At 72.1% G+C, this 24,840-nt stretch carries 23 protein-coding genes and 1 riboswitch; of the genes, 3 read left to right on the top strand and 20 right to left on the bottom strand.

What is annotated here, in order from left to right; translation table 11 throughout:
* Positions 1 to 26: 26 nt before the first annotated feature.
* The 10 genes from gmk to pyrR form a co-directional block, all read right to left on the bottom strand.
* Positions 27 to 584, bottom strand: coding sequence for a guanylate kinase (gene gmk, locus ACZ52J_RS09420; protein WP_360507522.1), 558 nt, complete (start codon positions 582 to 584; stop codon positions 27 to 29).
* Between the two features lie 49 nt (positions 585 to 633).
* Positions 634 to 960 carry an integration host factor, actinobacterial type gene (gene mihF, locus ACZ52J_RS09415; RefSeq protein ID WP_030056187.1) on the bottom strand — a complete coding sequence of 109 codons (327 nt, stop codon included), beginning with the start codon at positions 958 to 960 and terminating at the stop codon, positions 634 to 636.
* 328 nt (positions 961 to 1,288) lie between these two features.
* Positions 1,289 to 2,122, bottom strand: coding sequence for an orotidine-5'-phosphate decarboxylase (pyrF, locus tag ACZ52J_RS09410; protein WP_465617115.1), 834 nt, complete (start codon positions 2,120 to 2,122; stop codon positions 1,289 to 1,291).
* A gap of 64 nt (positions 2,123 to 2,186) precedes the next feature.
* A complete protein-coding gene (locus ACZ52J_RS09405; RefSeq protein ID WP_465617113.1) occupies positions 2,187 to 3,290 on the bottom strand; it encodes a quinone-dependent dihydroorotate dehydrogenase in 1,104 nt (367 codons plus the stop codon).
* A gap of 89 nt (positions 3,291 to 3,379) precedes the next feature.
* Positions 3,380 to 6,688, bottom strand: coding sequence for a carbamoyl-phosphate synthase large subunit (carB, locus tag ACZ52J_RS09400; protein ID WP_465617111.1), 3,309 nt, complete (start codon positions 6,686 to 6,688; stop codon positions 3,380 to 3,382).
* Positions 6,681 to 7,838 carry a glutamine-hydrolyzing carbamoyl-phosphate synthase small subunit gene (gene carA / locus ACZ52J_RS09395; RefSeq protein ID WP_360507536.1) on the bottom strand — a complete coding sequence of 386 codons (1,158 nt, stop codon included), beginning with the start codon at positions 7,836 to 7,838 and terminating at the stop codon, positions 6,681 to 6,683. Before carA ends, carB begins: the two co-directional genes overlap by 8 nt.
* Positions 7,835 to 8,431, bottom strand: coding sequence for a PH-like domain-containing protein (locus tag ACZ52J_RS09390; protein WP_465617109.1), 597 nt, complete (start codon positions 8,429 to 8,431; stop codon positions 7,835 to 7,837). Before ACZ52J_RS09390 ends, carA begins: the two co-directional genes overlap by 4 nt.
* Positions 8,431 to 9,735 (bottom strand): dihydroorotase, encoded by a 1,305-nt coding sequence (locus tag ACZ52J_RS09385; RefSeq protein ID WP_360507542.1) that lies wholly within the window; start codon positions 9,733 to 9,735, stop codon positions 8,431 to 8,433. The genes ACZ52J_RS09390 and ACZ52J_RS09385 overlap by 1 nt, the downstream gene beginning before the upstream one ends.
* Positions 9,732 to 10,721, bottom strand: a complete 990-nt coding sequence (locus tag ACZ52J_RS09380) for an aspartate carbamoyltransferase catalytic subunit (protein WP_360507545.1) — start codon at positions 10,719 to 10,721, stop codon at positions 9,732 to 9,734. Before ACZ52J_RS09380 ends, ACZ52J_RS09385 begins: the two co-directional genes overlap by 4 nt.
* A 5-nt stretch (positions 10,722 to 10,726) precedes the next feature.
* Positions 10,727 to 11,365 carry a bifunctional pyr operon transcriptional regulator/uracil phosphoribosyltransferase PyrR gene (gene pyrR, locus ACZ52J_RS09375; protein WP_465617106.1) on the bottom strand — a complete coding sequence of 213 codons (639 nt, stop codon included), beginning with the start codon at positions 11,363 to 11,365 and terminating at the stop codon, positions 10,727 to 10,729.
* A 330-nt stretch (positions 11,366 to 11,695) separates the two neighbouring features.
* Here pyrR and bldD point away from each other — a divergent pair, with 330 nt between their 5' ends.
* Positions 11,696 to 12,199: a transcriptional regulator BldD gene (gene bldD, locus ACZ52J_RS09370; RefSeq protein WP_030056198.1), complete on the top strand. Its 504-nt coding sequence runs from the start codon at positions 11,696 to 11,698 to the stop codon at positions 12,197 to 12,199.
* 142 nt (positions 12,200 to 12,341) lie between these two features.
* Here bldD and ACZ52J_RS09365 read toward each other — a convergent pair whose 3' ends face one another.
* The 7 genes from ACZ52J_RS09365 to nicT form a co-directional block, all read right to left on the bottom strand.
* Positions 12,342 to 13,259 carry a hypothetical protein gene (locus ACZ52J_RS09365; protein WP_465617105.1) on the bottom strand — a complete coding sequence of 306 codons (918 nt, stop codon included), beginning with the start codon at positions 13,257 to 13,259 and terminating at the stop codon, positions 12,342 to 12,344.
* A gap of 136 nt (positions 13,260 to 13,395) precedes the next feature.
* On the bottom strand, positions 13,396 to 14,217 hold the full coding sequence (locus ACZ52J_RS09360) for a thioesterase family protein (protein ID WP_360507553.1): 822 nt from the start codon (positions 14,215 to 14,217) through the stop codon (positions 13,396 to 13,398).
* Between the two features lie 146 nt (positions 14,218 to 14,363).
* On the bottom strand, positions 14,364 to 14,801 hold the full coding sequence (gene nusB, locus ACZ52J_RS09355; RefSeq protein WP_360507556.1) for a transcription antitermination factor NusB: 438 nt from the start codon (positions 14,799 to 14,801) through the stop codon (positions 14,364 to 14,366).
* Between the two features lie 4 nt (positions 14,802 to 14,805).
* Positions 14,806 to 15,369: an elongation factor P gene (gene efp / locus ACZ52J_RS09350; RefSeq protein ID WP_360507559.1), complete on the bottom strand. Its 564-nt coding sequence runs from the start codon at positions 15,367 to 15,369 to the stop codon at positions 14,806 to 14,808.
* An 80-nt stretch (positions 15,370 to 15,449) separates the two neighbouring features.
* Positions 15,450 to 16,556 (bottom strand): M24 family metallopeptidase, encoded by a 1,107-nt coding sequence (locus tag ACZ52J_RS09345; protein WP_360507562.1) that lies wholly within the window; start codon positions 16,554 to 16,556, stop codon positions 15,450 to 15,452.
* A gap of 102 nt (positions 16,557 to 16,658) precedes the next feature.
* Positions 16,659 to 16,892, bottom strand: coding sequence for a cupin domain-containing protein (locus ACZ52J_RS09340; RefSeq protein WP_465617102.1), 234 nt, complete (start codon positions 16,890 to 16,892; stop codon positions 16,659 to 16,661).
* Positions 16,893 to 17,019: 127 nt separating this feature from the next.
* Entirely contained in the window at positions 17,020 to 18,147 is a 1,128-nt protein-coding gene (gene nicT / locus ACZ52J_RS09335; protein WP_465617100.1) for a Nickel transporter NicT, read from the bottom strand.
* Between the two features lie 32 nt (positions 18,148 to 18,179).
* Positions 18,180 to 18,393: riboswitch (cobalamin riboswitch) on the bottom strand.
* Positions 18,394 to 18,475: 82 nt separating this feature from the next.
* On the opposite strand from nicT, the gene ACZ52J_RS09330 reads away from it, so the two are divergent.
* The gene (locus ACZ52J_RS09330) at positions 18,476 to 18,859 is read left to right on the top strand and encodes an ArsR/SmtB family transcription factor (RefSeq protein ID WP_465617098.1); all 384 of its coding nucleotides are present in this window, start codon (positions 18,476 to 18,478) and stop codon (positions 18,857 to 18,859) included.
* Positions 18,860 to 18,914: 55 nt separating this feature from the next.
* Positions 18,915 to 20,588, top strand: coding sequence for a hypothetical protein (locus tag ACZ52J_RS09325; RefSeq protein WP_465617096.1), 1,674 nt, complete (start codon positions 18,915 to 18,917; stop codon positions 20,586 to 20,588).
* A 31-nt stretch (positions 20,589 to 20,619) separates the two neighbouring features.
* On the opposite strand, the gene ACZ52J_RS09320 is transcribed toward ACZ52J_RS09325, so the two are convergent.
* From ACZ52J_RS09320 to ACZ52J_RS09310, 3 genes are all read right to left on the bottom strand, one after another.
* A complete protein-coding gene (locus tag ACZ52J_RS09320) occupies positions 20,620 to 22,638 on the bottom strand; it encodes an AAA family ATPase (protein ID WP_465617094.1) in 2,019 nt (672 codons plus the stop codon).
* Between the two features lie 143 nt (positions 22,639 to 22,781).
* A complete protein-coding gene (locus tag ACZ52J_RS09315; RefSeq protein ID WP_465617092.1) occupies positions 22,782 to 23,591 on the bottom strand; it encodes an Fpg/Nei family DNA glycosylase in 810 nt (269 codons plus the stop codon).
* A gap of 144 nt (positions 23,592 to 23,735) precedes the next feature.
* Positions 23,736 to 24,665 (bottom strand): AAA family ATPase, encoded by a 930-nt coding sequence (locus ACZ52J_RS09310; protein ID WP_465617090.1) that lies wholly within the window; start codon positions 24,663 to 24,665, stop codon positions 23,736 to 23,738.
* Between the last annotated feature and the right edge of the window lie 175 nt (positions 24,666 to 24,840).

Here is a 24,840-nt window from a genome sequence, read left to right as displayed (position 1 = left end):
CCGAAAGGGTGGAAAAGACAGACAGGTCAGGCTACACCGAGCAAGGCTAGCAGTTCGGCCGCTACCTGCTCGACGGAGGTGTTGACAAGGGTCGTGTCGAACTCGGTCTCGGCCGCGAGCTCGACCTTGGCGGCGTCGAGCCGCTTCGCGATCACGTCCTGCGACTCGGTGCCCCGGCCGGTCAGCCGGCGGACCAGCTCGTCCCAGCTCGGCGGGGCCAGGAAGACGAGCTGCGCCTCGGGCATCGACTCGCGCACCTGCCGGGCGCCCTGCAGGTCGATCTCCAGCAGCACGGGCTCGCCGCGCTCCAGCTTCTCCAGCACGGCCGCGCGCGGGGTGCCGTAGCGGTTCCCGGCGAACTCGGCCCATTCCAGCAGCTCGCCGTTGGCGATCAGCTTGTCGAACTCGTCGTTGTCGACGAAGTGGTACTGGACCCCGTTCTTCTCGCCGGGCCTCGGGTGCCGGGTCGTCGCCGACACCGAGAGCCAGACCTCGGGGTGCATCTTCCTCATATGAGCGACGACCGTGCTCTTGCCGACCCCCGAGGGGCCGGAGAGCACGGTCAGCCGCGGACGCTCACTCATGCACCGATTATCCCGGATCGCGGACGATGACGGGACCACCGGGGCACGGTCAGGCGGCACCCCCGCCGAACTCCCGCTCCAGGGAGGCGATCTGGTTCGTGCCGAGACCCCGGACACGCCGGCTCTCGCTGATGCCGAGGCGCTCCATGATCTGCTTTGCACGGACCTTGCCGACGCCCGGAAGCGACTCCAGCAGGGCCGAGACCTTCATCTTGCCGATGACGTCGTTGTCGGCCTTGCCGGCCTTGATCACCTCGTGCAGGGAGGCGCCGGAGTGCTTGAGTCGGTTCTTGACCTCGGCGCGCTCCCGGCGAGCCTCGGCGGCCTTGGCGAGCGCGGCGGTGCGCTGTTCAGGGGTAAGGGGCGGAAGAGCCACGCCATTCACCTCAGGTGTGGATGGAAGGAATTGAGCTAGGACTGGTTTGGTACCCAGGAGACCGTCCGCAAGGGGAACCACAAGGCCCTGACCTGCGGGAGCCGCGAAAATCACGGCTCGCCGATGACCTATCGCCGGACACTACCCGTATTGCGGCGCCACGTCAGGAAAAGAACACGAAAAGTCCTGGTCAGCCAAGGCCGACCAGGACTTTCCAGGGCAAAATGACCGCGATTGCGAGACTTTGACAGTCCCGATGTGACGGCGCTCACGTCAACTCCGCGGCGCCGTCGCCACCCTGCGGACACTCCACAGGGTCACCGGGCGGCTACTTGACCGCGTCCGCGAACTCGCCGACGAAGCGGTCCGCCGCCTCCCGCAGCGCCGGCACCGAGGGCCCGTGCTTGAGCACGTCCCGGCTCACGCTGGGCACCACGTTGATCACCGACGCACCGAACACCCGCGGCAGGTCCGCCATGGTCGCCCCCTGGGCGCCGATCCCCGGGGCCAGCAGCGGGCCGTTGATGGCCAGCTCGACGCCCGCGTCGGCCAGCGTCGCGCCGACCACCGCGCCGAAGGAGCCCAGCGGCGCGGCGCCCGCGTTCTCGGCCGCCAGCTGCCGCAGCACCGAGGCCGCGACCGACTCGCCGTCCGCGCCCACCGCGCGCTGCACCTCGGCACCCTCCGGGTTGGAGGTGAGCGCCAGCGCGAACACGCCGCAGCCCTGCTCCCGGGCCAGGTCCAGGGCCGGGCGCAGCGAGCCGAAGCCCAGGTACGGGCTGACCGTCACGGCGTCCGAGAACAGCGGGCTGGCGGGCGACAGGAAGGCCTCCGCGTAGGCGGCCATGGTGGAGCCGATGTCGCCGCGCTTGGCGTCCATCAGGACCAGCGCGCCGGCCGCCCGGGCCTCCTCGACGGTCTTCTCCAGCACCGCGACGCCCTTGCTGCCGAAGCGCTCGAAGAAGGCGGCCTGCGGCTTGAGGACGGCCACCCGGTCGGCCAGCGCCTCGACCACGGTGCGGCTGAAGGTCTCCAGCCCGGCGAGGTCGTCGCCGAGCCCCCAGGCGGCGAGCAGGGAGGCGTGCGGGTCGATGCCGACGCAGAGCTGGCCGCGGGTGTCGAGGGCCTGGCGCAGCCGGGCGCCGAACGGGGCGAGGGTCATGTCGTCCTTTCCGAATGGTCCGAGGGTCGTACGGGTCGTCGGGTCGTGCCGGGAGCCGGGTCGCTCACGAACTGCGCACGGCGCTGCCGACCGCCGAGGCGAGGTCGCGGAAGCCCGCGGCCCGGAGCCGGGCGGACAGGCCCCGGTGGATCTTCCGGCACCAGAGCGGGCCCTCGTAGATGAAGGCGCTGTAGCCCTGGACCAGGTCGGCGCCGTGGACGATCCGCTGCCAGGCGTCCTCGGCGGTCTCGATGCCGCCGACCGAGACCAGGGTCAGCCGCCCCTCGGTCCGGGCGCGCAGCCGCTGCAGGACCTCCAGGGCGCGGGCCTTGAGCGGGGCGCCGGACAGGCCGCCCATGCCGATCTCCTCGACCCGCCCGGCGTCGGTGCGCAGGCCCTCGCGGCCGATCGTGGTGTTGGTGGCGATGATGCCGTCCAGGCCCAGCTCCAGGGCGAGGTCGGCGACCGCGTCGACGTCCTCGTCGGCCAGGTCGGGGGCGATCTTGACCAGCAGCGGCACGTGGTGCGCGGTGGTGCGGTCGGCGGCCTCGCGGACGGCGGTGAGCAGCGGGCGCAGGTGGTCGACGGCCTGCAGGTTGCGCAGCCCGGGGGTGTTCGGCGAGCTGACGTTGACCACCAGGTAGTCGGCGTACTTGGCCAGCCGCTCGGTGGACTTGACGTAGTCGGCGACCGCGTCGGCCTCCTCGACGACCTTGGTCTTGCCGATGTTGACGCCGATCACCGGGGTGGAGCTGGTGTGCGGGCGGGCCGCCAGGCGGGCGGCGACCCGGGCCGAGCCCTGGTTGTTGAAGCCCATCCGGTTGATCAGCGCGCGGTCCTCGACCAGGCGGAACAGCCGGGGCGCGGGGTTGCCGGGCTGGGGCTCGCCGGTGATGGTGCCGATCTCGACGTAGTCGAAGCCGAGCATGGCCAGGCCGTCGATGCCGACGCCGTTCTTGTCGAAGCCGGCCGCGAGGCCGAACGGGCCGGGCAGGTCGAGGCCGAGGGCGCCGGTGCGCAGGGCGCGGTCGCGCGGGGCGAGCACCAGCCGCACCAGGGTGCGCAGGCCGGGCACCGAGGAGGCGAGCCGGATCCAGAAGAAGGCCAGGTGGTGGGCCTTCTCGGGGTCCATCTTCTTGAAGACCAGGTCGAACAGAAGCTTGTACAAGGGTGGTTCAACTCCCGCAGCGAAAAACGGATTCGGGCACAAGAGTGGGGGGCACCCGACTGGCTTCGGTGCCCCCCACTACGGTGGTGCTACTTGCGGCCGGCGTTGATCAGCTCGGCGTGCTCCTGGAGCGACATCACCCCGACCTCGTCGCGCAGCAGCCGGTCGATGCCCTGGACGGCCGCGCCCATCGCCTGGACGGTGGTCAGGCAGGGCACCGCGCGGGCCACGGCCGCGGTGCGGATCTCGTAGCCGTCGAGGCGGCCACCGGTGCCGTACGGCGTGTTGATGATGAGGTCGACCTCACCGTCGTGGATCAGCTGGACGATGGTCTTCTCGCCGTTGGGACCCTCGCCCTCGCTGTGCTTGCGCACCAGCGTGGACGGGATGCCGCCGCGCTGCAGCACCTCGGCGGTGCCGGCGGTGGCGAGCACCTCGAAGCCGAGGCTGACGAGCGCACGGGCCGGGAAGACCAGGTTGCGCTTGTCGCGGTTGGCGACCGAGACGAAGACCTTGCCCTTGGTCGGCAGCGCGCCGTAGGCGCCGGCCTGGGCCTTCGCGTAGGCGGTGCCGAAGACCTTGTCGATGCCCATGACCTCACCGGTCGAGCGCATCTCCGGGCCGAGCACGGTGTCCACGCCGCGGCCGTGCACGTCGCGGAAGCGGCTCCACGGCATCACGGCCTCCTTGACCGCGATCGGCGCGTCGGCGGGCAGGGTGCCGCCGTCGCCCTCGGCCGGGAGCAGGCCCTCGGCGCGCAGCTCGGCGATGGTGGCGCCGAGCGAGACCCGGGCGGCGGCCTTGGCCAGCGGCACGGCGGTCGCCTTGGAGGTGAACGGGACGGTCCGGGAGGCGCGCGGGTTGGCCTCCAGGACGTACAGGATGTCGCCGGAGAGGGCGAACTGGATGTTGATCAGACCGCGCACCCCGACGCCGCGCGCGATGGCCTCGGTGGAGGCGCGCAGGCGCTTGATGTCGTGGCCGCCGAGGGTGATCGGGGGCAGCGCGCAGGCGGAGTCGCCGGAGTGGATGCCGGCCTCCTCGATGTGCTCCATGACGCCGCCGAGGTAGAGCTCGGTGCCGTCGTAGAGCGCGTCGACGTCGATCTCCACCGCGTCGTCCAGGAAGCGGTCGATGAGCACCGGGTGCTCGGAGATCAGACCGGCGTGCCGCTCCAGGTAGGAGGCGAGCGAGGCCTCGTCGTAGACGATCTCCATGCCGCGGCCGCCGAGCACGTAGGACGGGCGGGCGAGGACCGGGTAGCCGATCTCGTCCGCGATCGCCTTGGCCTCCTCGAAGGAGAAGGCGGTGCCGTGCTTGGGCGCGGGCAGGCCGGCGTCGCGCAGGACGCGGCCGAAGGCGCCGCGCTCCTCGGCGAGGTCGATCGCCTCGGGCTGGGTGCCGACGATCGGCACGCCGTTGTCCTTGAGCGCCTGGGCCAGGCCCAGCGGGGTCTGGCCGCCGAGCTGGACGATCACACCGGCGAGCGGGCCTGCCTGCTGCTCGGCGTGGACGATCTCCAGCACGTCCTCCAGGGTGAGCGGCTCGAAGTAGAGCCGGTCGGAGGTGTCGTAGTCGGTGGAGACGGTCTCCGGGTTGCAGTTGACCATGACGGTCTCGTACCCGGCATCGGCGAGCGCGAAGGAGGCGTGCACGCAGGAGTAGTCGAACTCGATGCCCTGGCCGATGCGGTTCGGGCCGGAGCCCAGGATGATCACGGCGGGCTTGGTGCGCGGGGCGACCTCGTTCTCCTCGTCGTAGGACGAGTAGAAGTACGGGGTCTTGGCGGCGAACTCGGCGGCGCAGGTGTCGACGGTCTTGAACACCGGGCGGATGCCGAGGGCGTGGCGCACCTCGCGGACCACGTCCGGCTTCAGGCCGCGGATCTCGCCGACCTGCTGGTCGGAGAAGCCGTGGCGCTTGGCGTGGCGCAGCAGGTCGGGGGTGAGCTCGGCGGCGTCGGCCAGCTCGCCGGCGATCTCGTCCAGCAGGAAGAGCTGGTCGACGAACCACGGGTCGATCTTGGTGGCCTCGAACACCTCCTCCGGGGTGGCGCCGGCCCGGATCGCCTCCATCACGGTGTTGATCCGGCCGTCGGTCGGCACGCCGGCCTTGGTCAGCAGCGCGGCCTTCTCGCCCACCGGGCCGGTCCAGGAGAACTGGGAGCCCTTCTTCTCCAGCGAGCGCAGCGCCTTCTGCAGCGCCTCGGGGAAGTTGCGGCCCATGGCCATGGCCTCGCCGACCGACTTCATGGTGGTGGTCAGCGTCGCGTCGGCGCTCGGGAACTTCTCGAACGCGAACCGCGGCACCTTGACCACGACGTAGTCGAGGGTCGGCTCGAAGGAGGCCGGGGTCTCCTCGGTGATGTCGTTGGGGATCTCGTCCAGGGTGTAGCCGACGGCCAGCTTGGCGGCGATCTTGGCGATCGGGAAGCCGGTGGCCTTGGAGGCGAGCGCCGAGGAGCGGGACACCCGCGGGTTCATCTCGATGACGATGACCCGGCCGTCTTCGGGGTTGACGGCGAACTGGATGTTGCAGCCGCCGGTGTCGACGCCGACCTCGCGGATGACGGCGATGCCGACGTCGCGCAGGATCTGGTACTCACGGTCGGTGAGGGTCATCGCCGGGGCGACGGTGATCGAGTCACCGGTGTGCACGCCCATCGGGTCGAAGTTCTCGATGGAGCAGACGACCACGACGTTGTCCTGCTTGTCGCGCATCAGCTCCAGCTCGTACTCCTTCCAGCCGAGGATGGACTCCTCCAGGAGCACCTCGGTGGTCGGCGAGAGGGTCAGGCCCTGGCCGGCGATGCGGCGCAGGTCCTCCTCGTCGTGGGCGAAGCCGGAGCCGGCGCCGCCCATGGTGAAGGAGGGGCGCACGACGACCGGGTAGCCGCCGAGCGTGTCGACGCCGGCCAGCACCTCGTCCATGGTGTGGCAGATGACCGAGCGGGCGGACTCGCCGTGGCCGATCTTGGCGTTGACGGCCTCGACGACGCCCTTGAAGAGCTCGCGGTCCTCGCCCTTGTGGATCGACTCGACCTTGGCGCCGATCAGCTCGACGTTGTACTTGGCGAGCACGCCGTTGGCGTCCAGCGAGATCGCGGTGTTGAGCGCGGTCTGGCCGCCGAGGGTCGGCAGGAGGGCGTCGGGGCGCTCCTTGGCGATGATCTTCTCGACGAACTCCGGGGTGATCGGCTCGACGTAGGTGGCGTCGGCGATCTCCGGGTCGGTCATGATCGTGGCCGGGTTGGAGTTGACCAGGATGACCCGCAGGCCCTCGGCCTTGAGCACCCGGCACGCCTGCGTACCCGAGTAGTCGAACTCGGCGGCCTGGCCGATCACGATCGGGCCGGAGCCGATCACCAGGACGGACTTGATGTCAGTGCGCTTAGGCACGCTGGCCCTCCAGAAGCTTCACGAAGCGGTCGAACAGGTAGGCGGCGTCGTGCGGACCGGCGGCCGCTTCGGGGTGGTACTGCACGCTGAAGGCGGGGACGTCGAGCGCCTGCAGGCCCTCGACCACGTCGTCGTTCAGGCAGACGTGGGAGACCTCGACCCGCCCGTACGGGGTGTCGCTCACCTTGTCCAGCGGGGCGTTCACGGCGAAGCCGTGGTTGTGGGCGGTCACCTCGACCTTGCCGGTGGTGCGGTCCTGCACCGGCTGGTTGATGCCGCGGTGGCCGTACTTGAGCTTGTAGGTGCCGAAGCCCAGGGCGCGGCCGAGGATCTGGTTGCCGAAGCAGATCCCGAAGAACGGGGTCTTGCGCTCCAGCACGCCCTGCGCCACGGCGACCTGGTGGTCGGCGGTGGCCGGGTCGCCCGGGCCGTTGGAGAAGAAGACGCCGTCCGGGTTGACCGCGTAGACGTCCTCCAGGGTGGAGTTCGCGGGCAGCACGTGCACCTCGATGCCGCGCTCGGCCATCCGCTGCGGGGTCATCGCCTTGATGCCGAGGTCCAGCGCGGCGACGGTGAACTTCTTCTCACCGATGGCGGGCACCACGTACGGCTCGGTGGTGGCGACCTCGGCGCACAGGTCGGCGCCCTTCATCTCGGGCGACTGCTGCACCCGGGCGAGCAGGGTGGCCGGGTCGGCCAGCGTCTCGCCGGAGAAGATGCCGCAGCGCATCGCGCCGCGCTCGCGCAGGTGGCGGGTCAGCGCGCGGGTGTCGATGCCGCTGATGCCGACGACGCCCTGGCGGACCAGTTCCTCGTCGAGCGAGCGGCGCGAGCGCCAGTTGGAGGCGATCCGGGCGGGGTCGCGCACGACGTAGCCGGCGACCCAGATCTGCCGGGACTCGTCGTCCTCGTCGTTCCAGCCGGTGTTGCCGATCTGCGGGGCGGTCATCACGACCACCTGGCGGTGGTACGACGGGTCGGTCAGGGTCTCCTGGTAGCCGGACATGCCGGTGTTGAAGACCGCCTCGCCGAAGGTCTCGCCGATCGCGCCGTAGGCCTGGCCGCGGAAGGTCCGGCCGTCCTCCAGGACGAGCACGGCGGCGACACGCTCCCGCCGTCGGCGCTGCGTGGTGGGGGCAGGTGCGGTCATTGCGCGGCCTCTTCCGTCATCTTCGTCTGCGTACGTGTGGCAAGGTGAGCGATCGCCTCGACCCAGGCGGCGTGCTCGTCGGGGTGGTCGGCCCGGAAGCCGGAGTCCAGCTCAATGGTGCCCATGGGGGTCCCCCCGGCCGAAGGCTGGGGGAGCGTCCAGGTGACGACGAGCAGCCCGGACGGGACGACCTTGCCGGCGATCCCGGAGTCCGTGCGGGCACCGGCCAGGTTCGCGGCCGGGATCCAGAGGTCGACGTCGCCGGGGCGGCGGACCAGCAGGCCGTCCTCGCCGAGGGTGAGGTCGGCCCGGCTGCGGGTGCCCAGGCCGTGCGCGACGACCCGGTCGAGCCAGTTCCCGGCGGTGGTCGTGCCGTGGTACCGGCCGCTGGTCTCCAGGATGGTGCGCCCGGCCCGGTCGGGCACGGCGGGCAGCGGCGGGATCCCGGACTGCAGGGTGCGCCGCCAGTTCCAGCCCTGGCGCATCAGCCAGTAGACGAGGCCGATCAGGATCAGCAGGCCGACGGACCAGCCGATGTACCCGGGCCAGTTGGTGACCTTCGCCTGTTCCTTGGCGAGGGTGGCGTAGTCCATCACTGCGCGCCGTCCCGCTCGGCCGGCTCGCCGGCCAGCACGGTGGCGCGCCCGCGCAGGAAGGTGGCGTGCACCCGTCCGGGCAGGTCCAGGCCCTTGTAGGGGGTGTTACGGCTGCGGGTGGCGAAGCTGTCCGGGTTCACGGCACCACGGTACGCGGGATCGAACAGCACCAGGTTGGCAGGCTCGCCCACCGAGATCGGCCGGCCGTGCCCGGTGAGACGGCCGATCCGGGCCGGGCGGTGCGACATCCGGTCGGCGACGCCCGCCCAGTTCAGCAGGCCGGTATCGACCATGGTCTGCTGGACGACCGACAGCGCGGTCTCCAGGCCGACCATGCCCATCGCGGCGACGGCCCACTCGCAGTCCTTGTCCTCGGCCGGGTGCGGCGCGTGGTCGGTGGCGACGGCGTCGATGGTGCCGTCGGCGAGCGCCTTGCGCAGCGCCTGGACGTCCTCGGCGGTGCGCAGCGGCGGGTTCACCTTGTACACCGGGTCGTAGGAGCGGACCAGTTCGTCGGTGAGCAGCAGGTGGTGCGGGGTCACCTCGGCGGTGACGTCCCAGCCCTTGGCCTTGGCCCAGCGGATGATCTCGACCGAGCCGGCCGTGGAGACGTGGCAGACGTGCAGCCGGGAGCCGACGTGCGCGGCGAGCAGCACGTCGCGGGCGATGATCGACTCCTCGGCGACGGCCGGCCAGCCGCCGAGCCCGAGCTCGCCGGAGACCTGGCCCTCGTTCATCTGGGCGCCCTCGGTCAGCCGCGGCTCCTGGGCGTGCTGGGCGACGACGCCGTCGAAGGCCTTGACGTACTCCAGGGCGCGGCGCATCAGCACCGCGTCGTCCACGCACTTGCCGTCGTCGGAGAAGACCCGGACGTTGGCGGCGGACTCGTGCATCGCGCCGAGCTCGGCGAGCTTCTTGCCCTCCAGGCCGACGGTGACGGCGCCGACCGGCTGCACGTCGCAGTAGCCGGCCTCCTGGCCGAGCCGCCAGACCTGCTCGACGACGCCGGCGGTGTCGGCCACCGGGGTGGTGTTGGCCATCGCGTGCACGGCGGTGAAGCCGCCCATCGCGGCGGCCCGGGTGCCGGTGAGCACGGTCTCGGCGTCCTCGCGGCCGGGCTCGCGCAGGTGGGTGTGCAGGTCGACCAGGCCGGGGAGCGCGACCAGCCCGGTGGCGTCGATCTCGATGTCCGCCTCGGCCGTCAGGCCGGTACCGATCTCCTTGATCACGCCGTCGGCGAGGAGGAGGTCCTGGGGGGCGCCGCCGAGGATCTGGGCGTTGCGGATCAGGTAGGTGGTCACTGAGCGGTCTCCACGGTCTCGGTGCGGGGGGCGTCGGCGGGGGCGTCGGCGAGGGTGGCTCCGCCGAGCAGCAGGTAGAGCACGGCCATCCGGACGGAGACGCCGTTGGCGACCTGCTCGACCGCGGTGCAGCGCGGCGAGTCGGCGACCTCGGCGGTGATCTCCATGCCGCGGACCATCGGGCCGGGGTGCATCACGATCGCGTGCTCCGGCAGCTGGGCCAGCCGCAGGCCGTTCATGCCGTAGCGGCGGCTGTACTCGCGCTCGGTCGGGAAGAACGCGGCGTTCATCCGCTCGCGCTGCACCCGCAGCATCATCAGCGCGTCCGTCTTGGGGAGCACGCTGTCCAGGTCGTAGCTGACCTCGCAGGGCCAGTTCCGGATGCCGATCGGCAGCAGCGTCGGCGGGGCGACGAAGGTGACCTGGGCACCGAGGGTGTTCAGCAGGTGGACGTTGGAGCGGGCGACCCGGCTGTGCAGGACGTCGCCGACGATCGTCACCCGGCGGCCCGCGAGATCGTGGCCGGCGCCCGGGTTGAGGTGGCGACGCATGGTGAAGGCGTCGAGCAGTGCCTGGGTGGGGTGCTCGTGGGTGCCGTCACCGGCGTTGATCACACTGCCGTGCAGCCAGTCGGACTGGGCCAGCCGGGCCGGCGCGCCCGAGGCGTGGTGGCGGATGACCACCGCGTCGGCGCCCATGGCCTGCAGGGTCAGCGCGGTGTCCTTGAGGCTCTCGCCCTTGGAGACCGAGGAGCCCTTGGCGGAGAAGTTGATGACGTCGGCCGAGAGGCGCTTCTCGGCGACCTCGAAGGAGGTCTTCGTCCGGGTGGAGTCCTCGAAGAAGAGGTTGACGACGGTACGGCCGCGCAGCGTGGGCAGCTTCTTGACGGCCCGGCCGGAGAGCTGGGCCAGCTCCTCGGCGGTGTCCAGGATCAGCAGCGCGTCGTCGCGGCTGAGATCGGCGGCGGAGACGAGGTGGCGCTTCACGCGGGTTACTCCGGGAGGTGCGGTTCGGACGGCTTGGCGGCCATGGCCTGCGAGGAGCGTGACGCGAAGTCGCGGTCCCCGACCAGGACGGCGTCCACGCCGTCGCTGTCGGAGAGGCGCACCTGCACGGCCTCGCGCAGCGAGGTGGGGAGGTTCTTGCCCACGTAGTCCGCGCGGATCGGCAGCTCGCGGTGGCCGCGGTCGACCAGGACGGCGAGCTGGACGGCGCGCGGCCGGCCGATGTCGTTCAGCGCGTCGAGCGCGGCGCGGATGGTGCGGCCGGAGAAGAGCACGTCGTCGACCAGGACGACGAGTTTGCCGTCGATGCCGCCGGGCGGGATCTCGGTGTGCTCCAGGGCCCGGGCGGGCTTCAGCCGCAGGTCGTCCCGGTACATGGTGATGTCCAGGGTGCCCAGCGGGATCTCGCGCCCGGTGATCTGGGCCAGCCGGCCGTGCAGGCGGCGGGCGAGGTGGACGCCCCTGGTGTGGATGCCGAGCAGCACGACGTCCTCCGCGCCCTTGGCGCGCTCGACGATCTCGTGTGCTATCCGGGTGATGACCCGGGCGATGTCCGTGCCGTCCAGCACCTGGTGCGGCGGCCGCGGCGTCGGTTCCTGCAGCGTGGGTTCTCGGTGTGCGGTCATGCCGAAGCGGACCTCCTTCCCCGCCTCACTGGACGGGCCTTAAAGGATGTCTGGGATCGCCCCCGCCGGGTCGGCGTGGGCTTCGGGTCATCCTAGCAGCGCCCGGGACGGCAAACAGAAGTCCACCATTCCGCTTCCGGGGGTTAACACCCCGGACGCGCCGACGATGCGGGCCATTCGCACGACTGCCCCATTCGGCTTGACGCAACTACCTTACTCTACGTAACCTCACAGTGAGTTACGAGACGGAGTTCGAACCCACCGGTAACGGCGTCGACAATCGCCCGTGACCCACCACTGAACGCGAAGCAATCTCGTCCGGGGAGATCAATGTCCAGCGACTACGCGAAGCAACTCGGAGGCAAGCTCCGAGCGATCCGCACTCAGCAGGGTCTCTCCCTGCATGGTGTCGAGGAGAAGTCCCAGGGGCGCTGGAAGGCAGTCGTCGTCGGCTCGTACGAGCGCGGCGACCGTGCGGTCACCGTGCAGCGGCTGGCCGAACTGGCGGAGTTCTACGGCGTCCCGGTGCAGGAGCTGCTGCCCGGCGGCACCCCCGGCGGCGCGGCCGAGCCGCCGCCGCGCCTGGTCCTCGACCTGGAGAGACTGACCCAGGTCCCCTCCGAGAAGGCCGGCCCGCTGCAGCGCTACGCGGCGACCATCCAGAGCCAGCGCGGCGACTACAACGGCAAGGTGCTGTCGATCCGCCAGGACGACCTGCGCACCCTGGCGGTCATCTACGACCAGTCGCCGTCGATCCTCACCGAGCAGCTCATCTCCTGGGGCGTGCTGAACCCCGACGCGCGCCGTGCGGTGCGCGAGGAGGACGCGAGCTGAGGCTCACCGCACCGGCTCCCGCCAGCGGATCCTTGCAGCTTCCAGCATGCTTTTCACCCGTGCTGGGAAGCAGAAACGTCACGGCGCGGCACCCCGAACGGGGGGCCGCGCCGCGGCGTGTCCGGGCGCGGCGGGTCACTCGTCAGCAGACGGTGCCCAGGCTGTAGCCGGGCTGCGCCGCCACCCCGTCCAGCCGGACCGGCCGGTCCGCCGGCGCCCAGTCCTGCCCGCCGCTCGACCACGCCCAGGAGGCCGGCAGGTACTCCCCGCAGGAGGCGGCCGAGCCCTGCAAGCCGTGCAGCACCGCGACGCCCGGCAGCTCCAGGGCCAGCCCGGCGCACAGCACCGCGCAGACCAGCTCCAGGTCCTCGTCGTTGATCCGCACCACGCCGTCCTCCCACTGCAGCACCCGCGCCGCCGCGGTCAGCTTCCCGCCGGGCGCGTCCACCCGCAGGCGCAGCTCGTACACCCCGGCGCCCGCGCCGACCAGCATCCGGCGGAACACCTCGCTCCCGCGCTGGTGGGCGGCGCGCACCCAGCCCGCGTGCTCCTCGTCCTGCTCGCCCGCGCCCCCGTACAGGGCCCCGTCGAGCAGCAGGTCGACGTGGCAGAGCGTCAGCCCGTTCTCCCGGGCCCGGACCAGGCGCGGCACGAAGTCCCCGGCCAGCTCCTCGCCCTGATAGGCCAGCAGCTGGGACTGCAGCGGCGGGTTCACCAGGTAGCGGTCCCGGGCGGCGGGCTCGGCCGGGTCCAGCCCGTTGAGCAGGCAGAACTCCTCGAAGTCCTGCGGGTGGAACATCCGGGCCCGGACGGTCTCGAAACGCTCCAGCGCGTCGGCCAGCAGCTCGGCGGTGTCGGCCAGGTAGCGCTCGAAGTCGGGGGCGTCGGAGATCCCCCAGGCGCGGGCCCGGGCGAAGTCCGCCGCGTCGGCCAGCACCCCGATGACGAACGCCTGGTCGGCCCCCTCGGCCCGCTGCGGCCGGTGCGGCGCCCGCACCACGGGCCGCGAGCCGCCGGCGGTGCAGTCGGAGTTACGGCGGGCGCGACCCTTATGACTCATCGGTGGCTCCTGGCTTCGGCGGTGACGGTCGGCGGCGGGCTCGCCGCTGACCGCCTTCCTCCCCACCCCCCGCACGCCGCACACGTACGGCGTGTCACAGGAATGTAACCACCGGTAATAGCATCGGCGTCGGGAGCTACCGCGGCACCCGGGCCAGCTGGCGGGACTGCGCGACCAAGCGGCCGGACTCGTCCCAGACCTCGGCGTCCTCCTCGAAGTACCCGCCGGCCAGGTTGCGGGTCGCGTGGGTGACGCGCAGCCAGCCCGGGGCGGGCTTGGCCCGCAGGTGGACGGTCAGTTCGATGGTCGGGGCCCAGCCCGGCATGCCGAGGTCGAAGGTGACCGGCGGCAGCGCGTCGGCGACCAGCAGGAGCAGCAGCGGGTCGGGCTCGCGGCCGTCGGCGAGCCGGAACCAGCCCTGGATCCGCCCGTTGCCGGAGGGCTGTCCGAGCGCCCAGCCGACGGTCGCCGGGTCCAGCCGCAGGTCGAAGCGCTCCAGCAGGGCGGCCTGGGCGATCAGCTCCTTGGGCGCGTGCTCCACGCCGATGCACTGGTCCGGCGGCGGCAGCTGCGGAGGCTGCGCGCTGGTGCGCACCTCGCCGTCGGCGGTGGAGAGGTCGCCGTGGCTGGCCACCACGCGCAGCCGCTCGACGCCGTCCTGGCTGAGCGAGGCGGTGCCGGTGGAGAGCCCGCGCCCGGCGCGCAGCACCTCGGTGCGGACGGTGGCCGGCCCGGGGGTGGAGGCGGACAGGTAGTAACCGCTGATCGACACCGGGTCCGGGTGCGTGCCGTGCTCCAGCGACAGCGCGTGTCCGGCCACGGCGAGCAGCAGCCCGCCGTTCACCCCGCCACCGATCTGCCAGCCGGCGCCCAGCTCGGCCTCGTAGCGGCCGGCCTCCTCGGGGTGTCTGGTCAGGGCGATGCCCTGGTCGAACTCGCTGCGGGTCGCGGTGGTCATGTGGGGGGGACCTGCCCTTCGCACGTGGTTCCGAACGCCAAGTTACTGACGAGTAGGTTCCCACCTTACGCCGAGCGGGTGAAACGCGCGACGGCCGCCGGACCCGAAATTTCGGGTCCGGCGGCCGTCTGCGGGGCATCGTCCGGTTATCGGCGGATGCTCGGCTTCAGCTCCAGGAAGCGGGCGAGCAGGCCGTTGACGAAGGCCGGGGAGTCGTCCGTGGAGAACTCCTTGGCGATCTCGACGGCCTCGTCCAGGACGACCGCGTCCGGGACACCGTCCTCCCAGATCAGCTCGTAAGCACCGAGTCGCAGGACGTTGCGGTCCACGATCGGCATCCGGTCGAGCGTCCAACCCACCGCGTACTGCGAGATCAGGTCGTCGATCCGGCGAGCGTGCTGGACGTACCCCTCGATCAGCTCCATGGTGTACTCGCCGATCTGCGGGGTGCCCTCGTCAGGCTTCGGCTCGCGGGCGCGGGCCACCCAGTCGGCGAGGACCTGCTGCGGGTCGACCCCGCGATGGTCGGCCTCGAAGAGGATCTGGAAGGCCCGGGTACGGGCCTTGCTACGTGCGGCCGACACGGACTTACTTCACCCGGCCGAGGTAGCTGCCGTCGCGGGTGTCGACCTTGACCTTCTCACCGGTGGTGACGAAGAGCGGCACCTGGATCTCGGCGCCGGTCTCCAGGGTCGCCGGCTTGGTGCCACCGGTCGAGCGGTCACCCTGGACGCCCGGCTCGGTCTCGGCGATGGTCAGCTCGACGGAGGTCGGGAGCTCGATGTACAGCACCGCGCCCTCGTTGGTGGCGACCAGGGCCTCGAAGCCCTCCAGCAGGTACTTGGCGGCGTCGCCGACGACGGCCTTCTCGATGGTCAGCTGGTCGTAGGTGTCCATGTCCATGAACACGAAGTTCTCGCCGTCCATGTACGAGAACTGCATGCCGCGCTTGTCGACGTTGGCGGTCTCGACCTTGGTGCCCGCGTTGAAGGTCTTGTCGACGACCTTGCCGGTCAGGACCTCCTTGAGCTTGGTACGCACGAAGGCCGGGCCCTTGCCGGGCTTCACGTGCTGGAACTCGACGACAGACCAGAGCTTGCCGCCGTCCAGCTTGAGGACCATGCCGTTCTTGAGATCGTTCGTGGAAGCCACGGGCGCACTTACTCCTGGATATAGCTGTCAAGGAACCAAGGGATTGCGTCCTGCCGCCCACGGCCGTCGAGCGGCCGCGGTCACAGGGCGAGGAGCTCCTTGGTGGTGATGGTGAGCAACTCGGGCCCGCCCTCTTCGAGGGGGCGGACGACGAGCGTGTCCTCGATCCGGACACCACCCTTGCCCGGGAGATGAACCCCTGGGCCGACGGTGACCGGCACGCGGCTGTCCAGTTTACCCATGTCCGACGGACCGAGGCGCGGCGCCTCCCGGATCTCCAACCCGATGCCGTGGCCCACCGGGTGCGGCGAGGCCTCGCTGTGGCCCGCCGCTTCCAGGACCTGCCGGGCGGCCCGGTCGGGTACGCACTGCTCCACGCCCGGTCCGAGCGCCTCCCGGCCGGCCCGCTGGGCCCGGAAGACCAGCCGGTGCAGCTCCACCTGCCAGGGCGCGGGCGCGGCCCCGATCACGAAGGTGCGGGCGGTGGAAACGCCGTAACCGCGGTACTGCGCGCCCATCACGACGGTCAGGAAGTCACCCTCCTCCACCCGGCGGTCGGTCGGCTGGTGGGCGGCCTGGCCGGAGTGGCTGCCGGTGCCGACCGACACCGGGAAGGCGGCCCGGTCCGCGCCGTGGTCGATCATCCGGCGCTCCAGCTCCATCGCCAGGTGCCGCTCGGTGCGGCCGACCAGGATCGACTCCAGCAGCTCGCCGAGCGCCTGGTCGGCGATCTCGGCGGCGATCCGCAGATCGGCGATCTCGTGCTCGTCCTTGACCACCCGCAGCCGCTCGACCACCTGCCCCAGGTCGACCAACCGGGCCCGCTCGGCCAGGCCCGCCACCGCCCGGTGGCGGCTGACGGTCAGGTCGTGCTCCTCCACCGCCAGAGCCGCCACCCCGAAGCTCGCCGCGGCGGCCGCGGCGGCCAGCGCGGTGTCCGCCCCGGCCGCCACTGGCAGCTGGGGGACGTCCGGGGCGATCAGGTGCTCCCCGGAGTCGTCCGGCGGCAGGTCGTCCGGCAGCGCGAGCAACACCCGCTCCCTGGTCAGCAGCAAGGTCGCTCCACAGGGCGCGCAGCCCGTCAGATACCGCACGTTCGCCGCCCGGGTGATCAGCGCCGCATCGGCCCCGGCCGCACTGCAGTGCTCCCTCACCCGCTCCCGCCGACCCGCGTACGCATCCGCCATGCGTCGAGCCTACGAACCCCCGGGCCGAACCGCCCGCCGAGCACTCCCGACGGAACCCCGGGACACCTCGGGCAGGCGCCGTTCGGCGCGCGACGACAGGGGTCAGCGCGGCGGCCGGGCGGAGACCACCATGGTCAGCGCCGGCATCCGCCGCCCCGGGTTGCGGCAGACGTGCGGGTAGGAGGCGCCGAAGAAGACCGTGCTGCCGACCGGCACCGGGTGTCCGCGCTCGTCGTGCACCAGGGCCGGCTCGCCCTCGTCGACCCGGATGATCTCCACCGTTCCGGCCGGGTGCTGCTCGCGGCCGCATGAGTGACGCTCATGGCGCTGCCGCATGAGCTGTCCTCATGGGGCGGCCGCATGAGCCGTCCTCATGGCCCGACCTCATGAGTCGAGCTCATGGCGCTGCCGCATGAGCGCGGCTCATGCCCCGGCCCCATGAGCCACTCTCATGCCCTCCGGCTCACGACCCCTCGGGTGCCCAGCGCTTCTCGACCCGGGCGAGCTTCCAGTACCCGATCGCCACCGCCCAGACCACCACGAACAGCCCGGCGATCGCGTAGCCGACGTTGTCCAGCGAGATGTCCGCGATCCAGCCGGTCACCGGGTCGGTCAGGTCGAGCTTCTCGTGCAGCACGCCGATCAGTTCGATGGTGCCGATGATGAAGGCCACCGCGATCGACAGCCCAGTGATGGTCAGGTTGTAGTACACCTTGCGAACCGGGTTGGCGAAGGCCCACTGGTACGCGAAGTTCATGAACGTCCCGTCCAGGGTGTCGAACAGGCTCATCCCGGCCGCGAACAGCAGCGGCAGGCAGACGATCGCGTACCAGGGCAGCCCGGAGGCCGCGCCCGAGCCCGCCATCACCATCAGGGTGACCTCGGTCGCGGTGTCGAAGCCCAGGCCCAGCACCATGCCGACCGGGAACATCTGCCCGGGCCGGGTGATCGAGCGGGTCGCCCGGTTCAGCACCCGGGCCATGAAGCCGCGCGAGTCGAGGTGCGCCTCCAGCTCCGCCTCGTCGTACTGCCCGGCCCGCATCGCCCGGAACACCTTGATGATGCCGAGCAGCGCCGCCAGGTTGAGCGCGCCGATCAGGTAGAGGAACACGCCGGAGGTGGTCGTCCCGATCATGCCGAGCCACTTGTGGGTGGCCGAGTCGTCGTCCATCAGCGTGCTCGCCAGCTGCGCGCCGCCCGCCACCAGGGCGGACATGAGGACCACCATCGAGGAGTGCCCGAGGGCGAACCAGAAGCCCACCGAGACCGGCCGCTTGCCGTCCGCCATGAGCTTGCGGGTGGTGTTGTCGATCACCGCGATGTGGTCGGCGTCGAAGGCGTGCCGCATGCCGAGGGTGTACGCGGTGATACCCAGGCCCACCCCGAAGACCTGGGTACCGACCGCGTACCGTTCGGGTGCGACCAGGAAGATGAGCGTCCCGAAGGCCACCACGTGCATGGCCAGGATCACCCCCATCAGCCCGGCCGTACGGACGGTGTCCTCGCGCTTCCACCGGAAGGTGGGCAGCACGGACGGGACCGTTCTCACGCCCGCTTTCACGTCTGCGGCGGCGGTTTCGGGCAGGGTCATCTTCGGATCACGCTCCAGCACCTCGTGGAATCACTTCGTGAGATGCCGTGGCCGGTCTCCTGGCTTACGGGACGTCCGTACCCGCCTTCCCAGGTGCGCGAGGCACCCAGTGGCGTCGTGGGTACGGACGACACTCCTCCGGGGACGGAGGAGTGACCCGATCACAGTGGCGAGGGCCGCTCCGGAATCCGGACCCCTGAGGGTCCGTCACCGGTCTTCCCGAGCACCACGGCGGGCAACACCGTAGGGGCCACGCCCCGACCCATGCAAGGCTGCGCACCTGCGCAGGTGTCCAGGATCACAGCACGCCGCCTGCAAGAATGTCCGCATGCATCTCGTACCGGCCGACCGCGCGGGCCACCGCACCATCGACGGACACCGGGTCTGCGAGGCCATCGCCGCGATCGGCGACGCCGCGCACGTCCGGTCCTGGTCCGAGCGGTTCTCCCTGCTCGCCGACCCCGGACGGCTCGCCCTGCTGCTCGCCCTCCACCGGGCCGGCCCGCTCGCCGTCACCGATCTCGCGGTCGCCACCGGCATGCGCGACACCGCCGTGTCCCAGGCCCTGCGGCTGCTCCGCACGGCCGGCGTGGTCACCGGCGACAAGGACGGACGTGTGGTGCGCTACCGGCTCGTGGACGAGGACATGCGCCCCCTCCTCGACGCGTGCGCCGCCGCCGAGCATCACGAGCCCACCGCAGCGGCGGGCTGACCGACACTCGGGAAACAGCACCCGGCGCGCCACCCCGGATGAGTACGATCATGGTGTGCCGTCCCACCCCCACGTCTGGCCCGCCGACCGCTGGAACACCCGACCGGTCAAGGCCCGCGTGCTGGCGGTCGCCCGCACCCTCACCTCGGCCACCCGGGTCCTGGACGTCCTCACCCTGCTGAACCCCGACGGCATCGCCCGGTACTTCACCGTCAACCCCGGCTCCGCCTTCGCCGACCGCGCCCTCGACGAGTACCTGCACGGCCTGCCCGGCTTCACCGTGCTGGACTGGGAGGACGCCGTCCGGCACCGCTTCGACCTGGCCGTCGCCTGCGCCGTCCACTCCTCCATGCACCGCCTGGACGCCCGGCTCGTCGTCCTCCCCCACGGCGCCGGCTACAACCGCCTGGTGACCGAGTCCACCGGCGACACGGTCAGCGCCGCCGGCCTGTCCCGCAACGAACTCACCCACCGCGGGCGGGTGTTCGTGGACGTCCTCGGCCTCTCCCACCCCGAGCAACTGGACCGCCTGCGGGACTCCTGCCCCGAGGCACTGGACGTCGCCCACGTGGTCGGCGACCCGTGCTTCGACCGGATGCTGCACAGCCGACGCTCCCGCGACACCTACCGCGCCGCACTCGGCGCCGTCGACGGCCGACGGCTCGTCGTCGTCAACTCCACCTGGAGCGAGCACTCGTTATTCGGCCGCCGCCCCGACCTGCCCCAGCGCCTGGTCCGCCGGCTGCCCGCCGACGAGTACACCGTGGCCGTCGTCCTGCACCCCAACATCTGGAGTCGGCACGACCCGGAGTCCCTGCTCGACGCCGCCCGCCGGATGGGCCTGCGCCTGATCCCGCCGCACCAGGGCTGGCAGGCCGCCCTGGTCGCCGCCGACGTCTTGATCGGCGACCACGGCTCGGTCTCCTTCTACGGCGCCGCCCTGGAACGCCCCACCATGCTCGTCGCCACCGGCGCCGCCGAGCTCGACCCGCGCTCCCCCAGCTACGCCTTCGGCCAGGCCGCACCCGTGCTCGACCCCGACGGAGACCTCCCCGCCCAGGTCGAGAAGGCTCTGGCCCGGGACCCCGCCGACCTGCGCGAGATCACCGACCGCTCACTCGCCCGCCGCGGCGAATCCGCCCGGGTGCTGCGCCCGCTGCTCTACTCCTTCCTGGAGCAACTGGACGAACCAGGGGACGAACCGGCCCTGCCGCCCTACCCCAAGCCCGTCCTCGGCCCCGGAGCCGCCGACCGGCCCACCGCCTACGACGTCGAGGGCGCGAGCGAGGGGACGGAGGTCAGCCTGCGGCGCTACCCCTTCGACCCGAAGGACCACAGCCCACGGGGCTTCCACGCCCTCACCGACGAGCACCCCGGCGACGCCCTGCGCTACACGGCCGAGGTCCTCGCCCGGACCGAGGTGCACGCCGAGCGCCCCGCCGAACGCTGGCTCGCCGACTCCGCCGCCGAACTCCCCGGCCTCGCCGTCGCGGTGGCCGCCCTCGGCCCGGACCGTCACCTGCTCCGGCTGCGCACCGGCCTGCTGCTGGCGGCCTGCGCCGAACCGGACTGGACGGGCACCGCCCCCAGCGTCGATCCGCTGCTGCTCGGCTCCGCCGTCGCCTGCTGGCTCGCCGACGGCGGCGACCCGGCCGCCCTCCCCGAGCACGGGCTCACCATCCGCACCGGCGAGCGCCGCACCCGGGTGTCCTTCCGTACCGGACCGTAGGGCCCAGACCATAGAGCCCGGACCGTAAGGCCTAGCTCGACAGTTGGCGCAGCCGCTCGCGGCTGCGTTCCGCCAGTTCCTCGTCGCCCTGCTCCTCGGCGAGGGTGAGCAGCAGGGTGTGGGCCTGCGCCTCCTTCGCGTACTGGCTGCGCTGCCCGGCCTGCCGGGCGCAGTCCTCGGCCTGGGCGACGGCGAGGTCCAGCTGTCCGAGCGCCCGGTGGGCCCGGGCGCGGACCAGCGGCAGCTTCATCAGCATGTCGTTGTCGTGCGACTCCTCGGCCTGGGCCGTGGCCTCGGCCAGGACGGCCAGCGCCTCCTCCGGCCGGCCGTCGGCGATCAACGCCTGCGCCAGGTGGTAGGCCTGGACGATCTCGCCGTGGTCGTCGCCCCGGTTCTCCGCCAGGGCCAGGGTGAACCGTTCCACCGCGTCGCCCGGGCGGCCGTCGGCCAGACACAGCAGGCCGTCCATCTCGTAGAGCACGCCGACGACCTGGCGGTTGGTGACCAGCGGCGCCTGCTCCGTGGCGAGCGCGAACTGTTCGGCGGCGAGCGGGTACTCCTTGCGGTCGAGGTAGGCGCGGGCCAGTTGGTTGCGCATCCGCACCACGGCGTCCGGCTGGTTGTCCCACTGTGCCGACTCGATGCCGAGCCGGTGGGTGGCGATCCAGTCCTGGAAGAGCTTCCGGTCGTGGTAGAGCAGCCAGAGCGACTCGCAGAGCCGCCACACCTCGCCGTGCCAGCCCTGCTCGGCCGCCGCCTCCACGACCGCGCGGAAGTTCGCCCGTTCGGCGTACAGCCAGTCCAGGGCCGCGGTCTCGGAGGCGAAGCGCGGCAGGTCGTCGCCGCTCGGGTCCTGCAACCGGAGTCGCTGCTTGGCCATCGCACGGTCGGCGAGCGAGGCCCGGCCGCGGTAGTACGCCACGACGCCGGCGAGGAGTTCCTCGTGGTCGGGCAGCTCGCGCGCCCGGGCGTAGGCGTGCAGCCGCACCACGTCGTGGGCCCGGAAGCGGGCCTCGCGGTCGTCGTCCAGCACCTCGTCCACCAGGTGGACGGCCCGCAGCTGCTTGATCGCCTGCCCGGCCCGCGCCACGCCGACCGCATGCGCCAGTTCGGCCGACACGAAGGGGCCGGGGTGCACGCCGATCAGGTGGTAGAGCGCCCGGGCCTCCGACGACAGCCGCTCGTAGACCAGGTCGTACGTCGCGCCGAGATCACTGTCCTCGTCTTCCAGCATCGCCAACCTGCCCTCCCGGTCGTGCAGTTCGGCCACCACCCGGTCGACCGGCAGGTGGTCCTGGTCCAGCAGCTGGCTCCCGACCGCGTTCAGCGCGAGCGGCAGCCCGCCGCACAGCTCGACCAGTTCCGCCAGCTCCGCGTCGGTGCCCCGCCCGGAGCCCAGCCAGGCCCGCACCAGGTCGGTGCCGGCCGTCGCGCTCAGTGGCCCGAGCTGCCGCACCTCCGCGCCGTCCGTCCGCAGCGCGGGCAGCCGCCGCCGACTCGCGACCACCACCAGCCCGCTGGAGGGAAGCAGTGCCCGGACCTCGGCCGCGTGCTCGACGTTGTCCAGGAAGAACAGACAGCGGCGCTCGGCGGTCACGGTTCGGAAGGTGGTGAACCGCTCCGCCTCCGCCGCCGGGGGCTCGGTGCCGAGGGCCCGCAGGAAGCCGGCCAGCAGCTCGGGGAGGTCCACCCCGCCCTGGTGCCGGTAGGCCAGGAGGTCCGCGTAGAGGTCGCCGTCCGGGAAGCTCGCCCGGTGCTCCTCGGTGAACTTGGCGATCAGCTCGGTCTTCCCGACCCCACCCAGGCCGGTGAACACCACGAGCCCGAGTCCGCCCGCCTCGACCCGACCCAACGCCGTCATCAGGGCGCCGAGTTCCGGCTCACGGTTGACGAACGGGCCGTGCGGCTCACGTACCTGACGAGGCCTCGGCACCGGCTTCGGATCGGCACCGGCCGGGTGGATGTGCAGCGACCCGATGTCCCGGGCCTGCACCACATGGCCGCCCACCGTGGCACCTGACACGGTGTTGGCCACCTCGTGACGCTCCATCCACCCGCTCCCTCCGCCCGGTCGGCCGGCCCCAGCCTACGGGCTGGGCACCGGGCCGGAAGGCGGATCGGCGAGCCGGAGTGCGGATCGGCGGCCCACCGGATCAGTGGCCCGCCGGATCAACGGCCCACCGGGTCAGGGCCTCAGGCCGCCTGGCAGGTCGGGCACCAGAAGAGGTTGCGCGCGGCGTGCGCCTCCGTGCGGACGTCCGTGCCGCAGACCAGGCAGGGCATGGCCGCCCGCCGGTAGACGTACACCTCGCCGCCGTGGTCGTCCACGCGGGGCGGGCGGCCCATCGCCTCGGGGGTGTGCTCGGGACGGACGGTGTCGATCCGGCCGACCGCGGCGCCTTCGCGCATCAGCGCCACCAGGTCGGCCCAGATCGCGTCCCATTCCTTCCGAGTGAGGTCGCGCCCGGCCCGGTGCGGGTCGATGCCGTGGCGGAACAGCACCTCGGCCCGGTAGACGTTGCCCACCCCGGCCAGCACCTTCTGGTCCATCAGCAGCGCGGCGACCGTCGTCCGGCTGCCCGCTATCCGGCGCCAGGCGGCCTCCGGGTCGGCGTCGGCGCGCAGCGGGTCGGGGCCGAGGCGGGCCGCGACGGCGGCCTTCTGGGCGTCGGTGACGAGCACGCAGGTATTGGGACCTCGCAGGTCGGCGTAGCCGTCCTCGCTCTCCAGCCGCAGCCGGACCAGGCCGACCGGCGCGGGCGCCGGGCCGGTGCCGAAGGCGAAGCCGCCGTAGAGCCCGAGGTGGATGTGCACCCAGGCGCCCTCCTCGAAGCCGAGGAAGAGGTGCTTGCCGGTGGCCTCGGCACCGGTGAGCAGTTGCCCGTCGATCACCTTGGCCTCGTCGGCGAACCGGCCCTGCGGGCTGGAGACCCGGACCGGGCGCCCGCCGAAGGCCTTCCGGTTCTCGGCGGCGAGGCGGTGGATGATGTGGCCTTCCGGCACGGGCGTCAGCTCCCCCGGGTCGTTGGACAGGACGGGCCGCTGGGCGGGCCCGAGGACATGTCCATCATCGCAGCCGGCTCCGACACCACCGCGGCCCCTCGGATCAACGGATCGACAGATCAGCGGATCGGCGAGGTGCGCAGGTCAGCGGACCGGCATGCCCATCAGCCGGGCCAGGATGACGCGGTCCAGCTCGGCGGCCGTCCCGGCCACGTCCAGGTAGGAGTTGTCGATGATCGGCAGCCCGGAGTTGTACCAGCCGGCCATCCGCCCGTGGATGCGTGCCACTTCCTCGTCCCCGAGGCGCCGGTTGCCGCTGCGCCGGGCGTTGCGGCGCAGCACGGAGTCCAGGCTGGGCAGCAGGACGACCGGGATCATGCCGGGGCCGATGTGCCGCTTCCAGCCGCCGAGGCCGATCGCCGGGCGGTCCGGGAAGACGGCGTCGTCGATGATGCAGGAGATGCCGTTGGCCAGGTAGTTGCGGCAGGCGAAGCCGCAGGTGCGGCGGGCCAGCCGGTACTGCGCCTCGGAGGCGTTGTTCCAGCCGGACTGCGGGTTGGCGAAGCCGGACTGCACCCATTCCCGTACGTCGTCCAGGCTGATGTGCGCGGTCGGGGTGGGCCGACGCTCGGCCCAGTACCGGGCGACGGTGGTCTTGCCGGCCCCGGCCGGACCGATCAGCAGGACGGCGATCGGGCCGGTGGGCGCGTGCTGCTGCGGCGGGTGGGCGGGCAGCTGGACCGGCGTCCCGGACGGCAGCACGAAGTGCCCGGTGCCTCCTGCGGGAACCGGCGCGCTGGGCATCGGAGCGGGCGCCGGGACCGCGGCGGGAGCCGGAGCCGGGCCGGCGGCCGGCGCGGGAGCCTGCCCGGGGGCCGGCGGAGCAACGGGTACCTGCGAACGAGTCGGCGCGGGCGGAACCGGCGCGGGCTGAACCGGCGCGGGCTGAACCGGCGGCGGAGGCGGCGGCGCGACCGGCGCTCCCGAGGGGTTCACCCCCGTACCGCCCCCCGGCGGCACCGGCGGAGCGGCGGGACGCGGCGGGACCTGCCCACCTCCGGCGTACTGCGTCACGGCACCCTCCCGACACCTCTCAGCGGGGACACTACACGGCGGCCCGGCGGCGGGCCCAGTCCGCCGCCGGGCCCCGGCCGTGGGGGCGGTCTGCCCCCACCCCTTGGAGGTAGAGAAGGTTTCCCCCCCCCCGTGTGGTGGGCGCTTCTGCTAGCGCACGCACAGCTACATCTTC

Source organism: Kitasatospora sp. NPDC034035, from assembly GCF_055575755.1.
The sequence above is the reverse complement of the archived record's forward strand: the minus strand, read 5'-3'. Positions and strand labels throughout refer to the sequence as shown.

Bases quoted from the DNA above. Each gene is read 5' to 3' on its own strand.
- ACZ52J_RS09320 (WP_465617094.1), bottom strand. From the start codon at position 22,638: ATGGAGCGTCACGAGGTGGCCAACACCGTGTCAGGTGCCACGGTGGGC.
- gmk (WP_360507522.1), bottom strand. From the start codon at position 584: ATGAGTGAGCGTCCGCGGCTGACCGTGCTCTCCGGCCCCTCGGGGGTC.
- ACZ52J_RS09390 (WP_465617109.1), bottom strand. From the start codon at position 8,431: ATGGACTACGCCACCCTCGCCAAGGAACAGGCGAAGGTCACCAACTGG.
- nicT (WP_465617100.1), bottom strand. From the start codon at position 18,147: ATGACCCTGCCCGAAACCGCCGCCGCAGACGTGAAAGCGGGCGTGAGA.
- pyrF (WP_465617115.1), bottom strand. From the start codon at position 2,122: ATGACCCTCGCCCCGTTCGGCGCCCGGCTGCGCCAGGCCCTCGACACC.
- carA (WP_360507536.1), bottom strand. From the start codon at position 7,838: ATGACCGCACCTGCCCCCACCACGCAGCGCCGACGGCGGGAGCGTGTC.
- ACZ52J_RS09340 (WP_465617102.1), bottom strand. From the start codon at position 16,892: ATGCGGCAGCGCCATGAGCGTCACTCATGCGGCCGCGAGCAGCACCCG.
- ACZ52J_RS09360 (WP_360507553.1), bottom strand. From the start codon at position 14,217: ATGACCACCGCGACCCGCAGCGAGTTCGACCAGGGCATCGCCCTGACC.
- pyrR (WP_465617106.1), bottom strand. From the start codon at position 11,365: ATGACCGCACACCGAGAACCCACGCTGCAGGAACCGACGCCGCGGCCG.
- ACZ52J_RS09365 (WP_465617105.1), bottom strand. From the start codon at position 13,259: ATGAGTCATAAGGGTCGCGCCCGCCGTAACTCCGACTGCACCGCCGGC.
- ACZ52J_RS09345 (WP_360507562.1), bottom strand. From the start codon at position 16,556: ATGGCGGATGCGTACGCGGGTCGGCGGGAGCGGGTGAGGGAGCACTGC.
- ACZ52J_RS09330 (WP_465617098.1), top strand. From the start codon at position 18,476: ATGCATCTCGTACCGGCCGACCGCGCGGGCCACCGCACCATCGACGGA.
- bldD (WP_030056198.1), top strand. From the start codon at position 11,696: ATGTCCAGCGACTACGCGAAGCAACTCGGAGGCAAGCTCCGAGCGATC.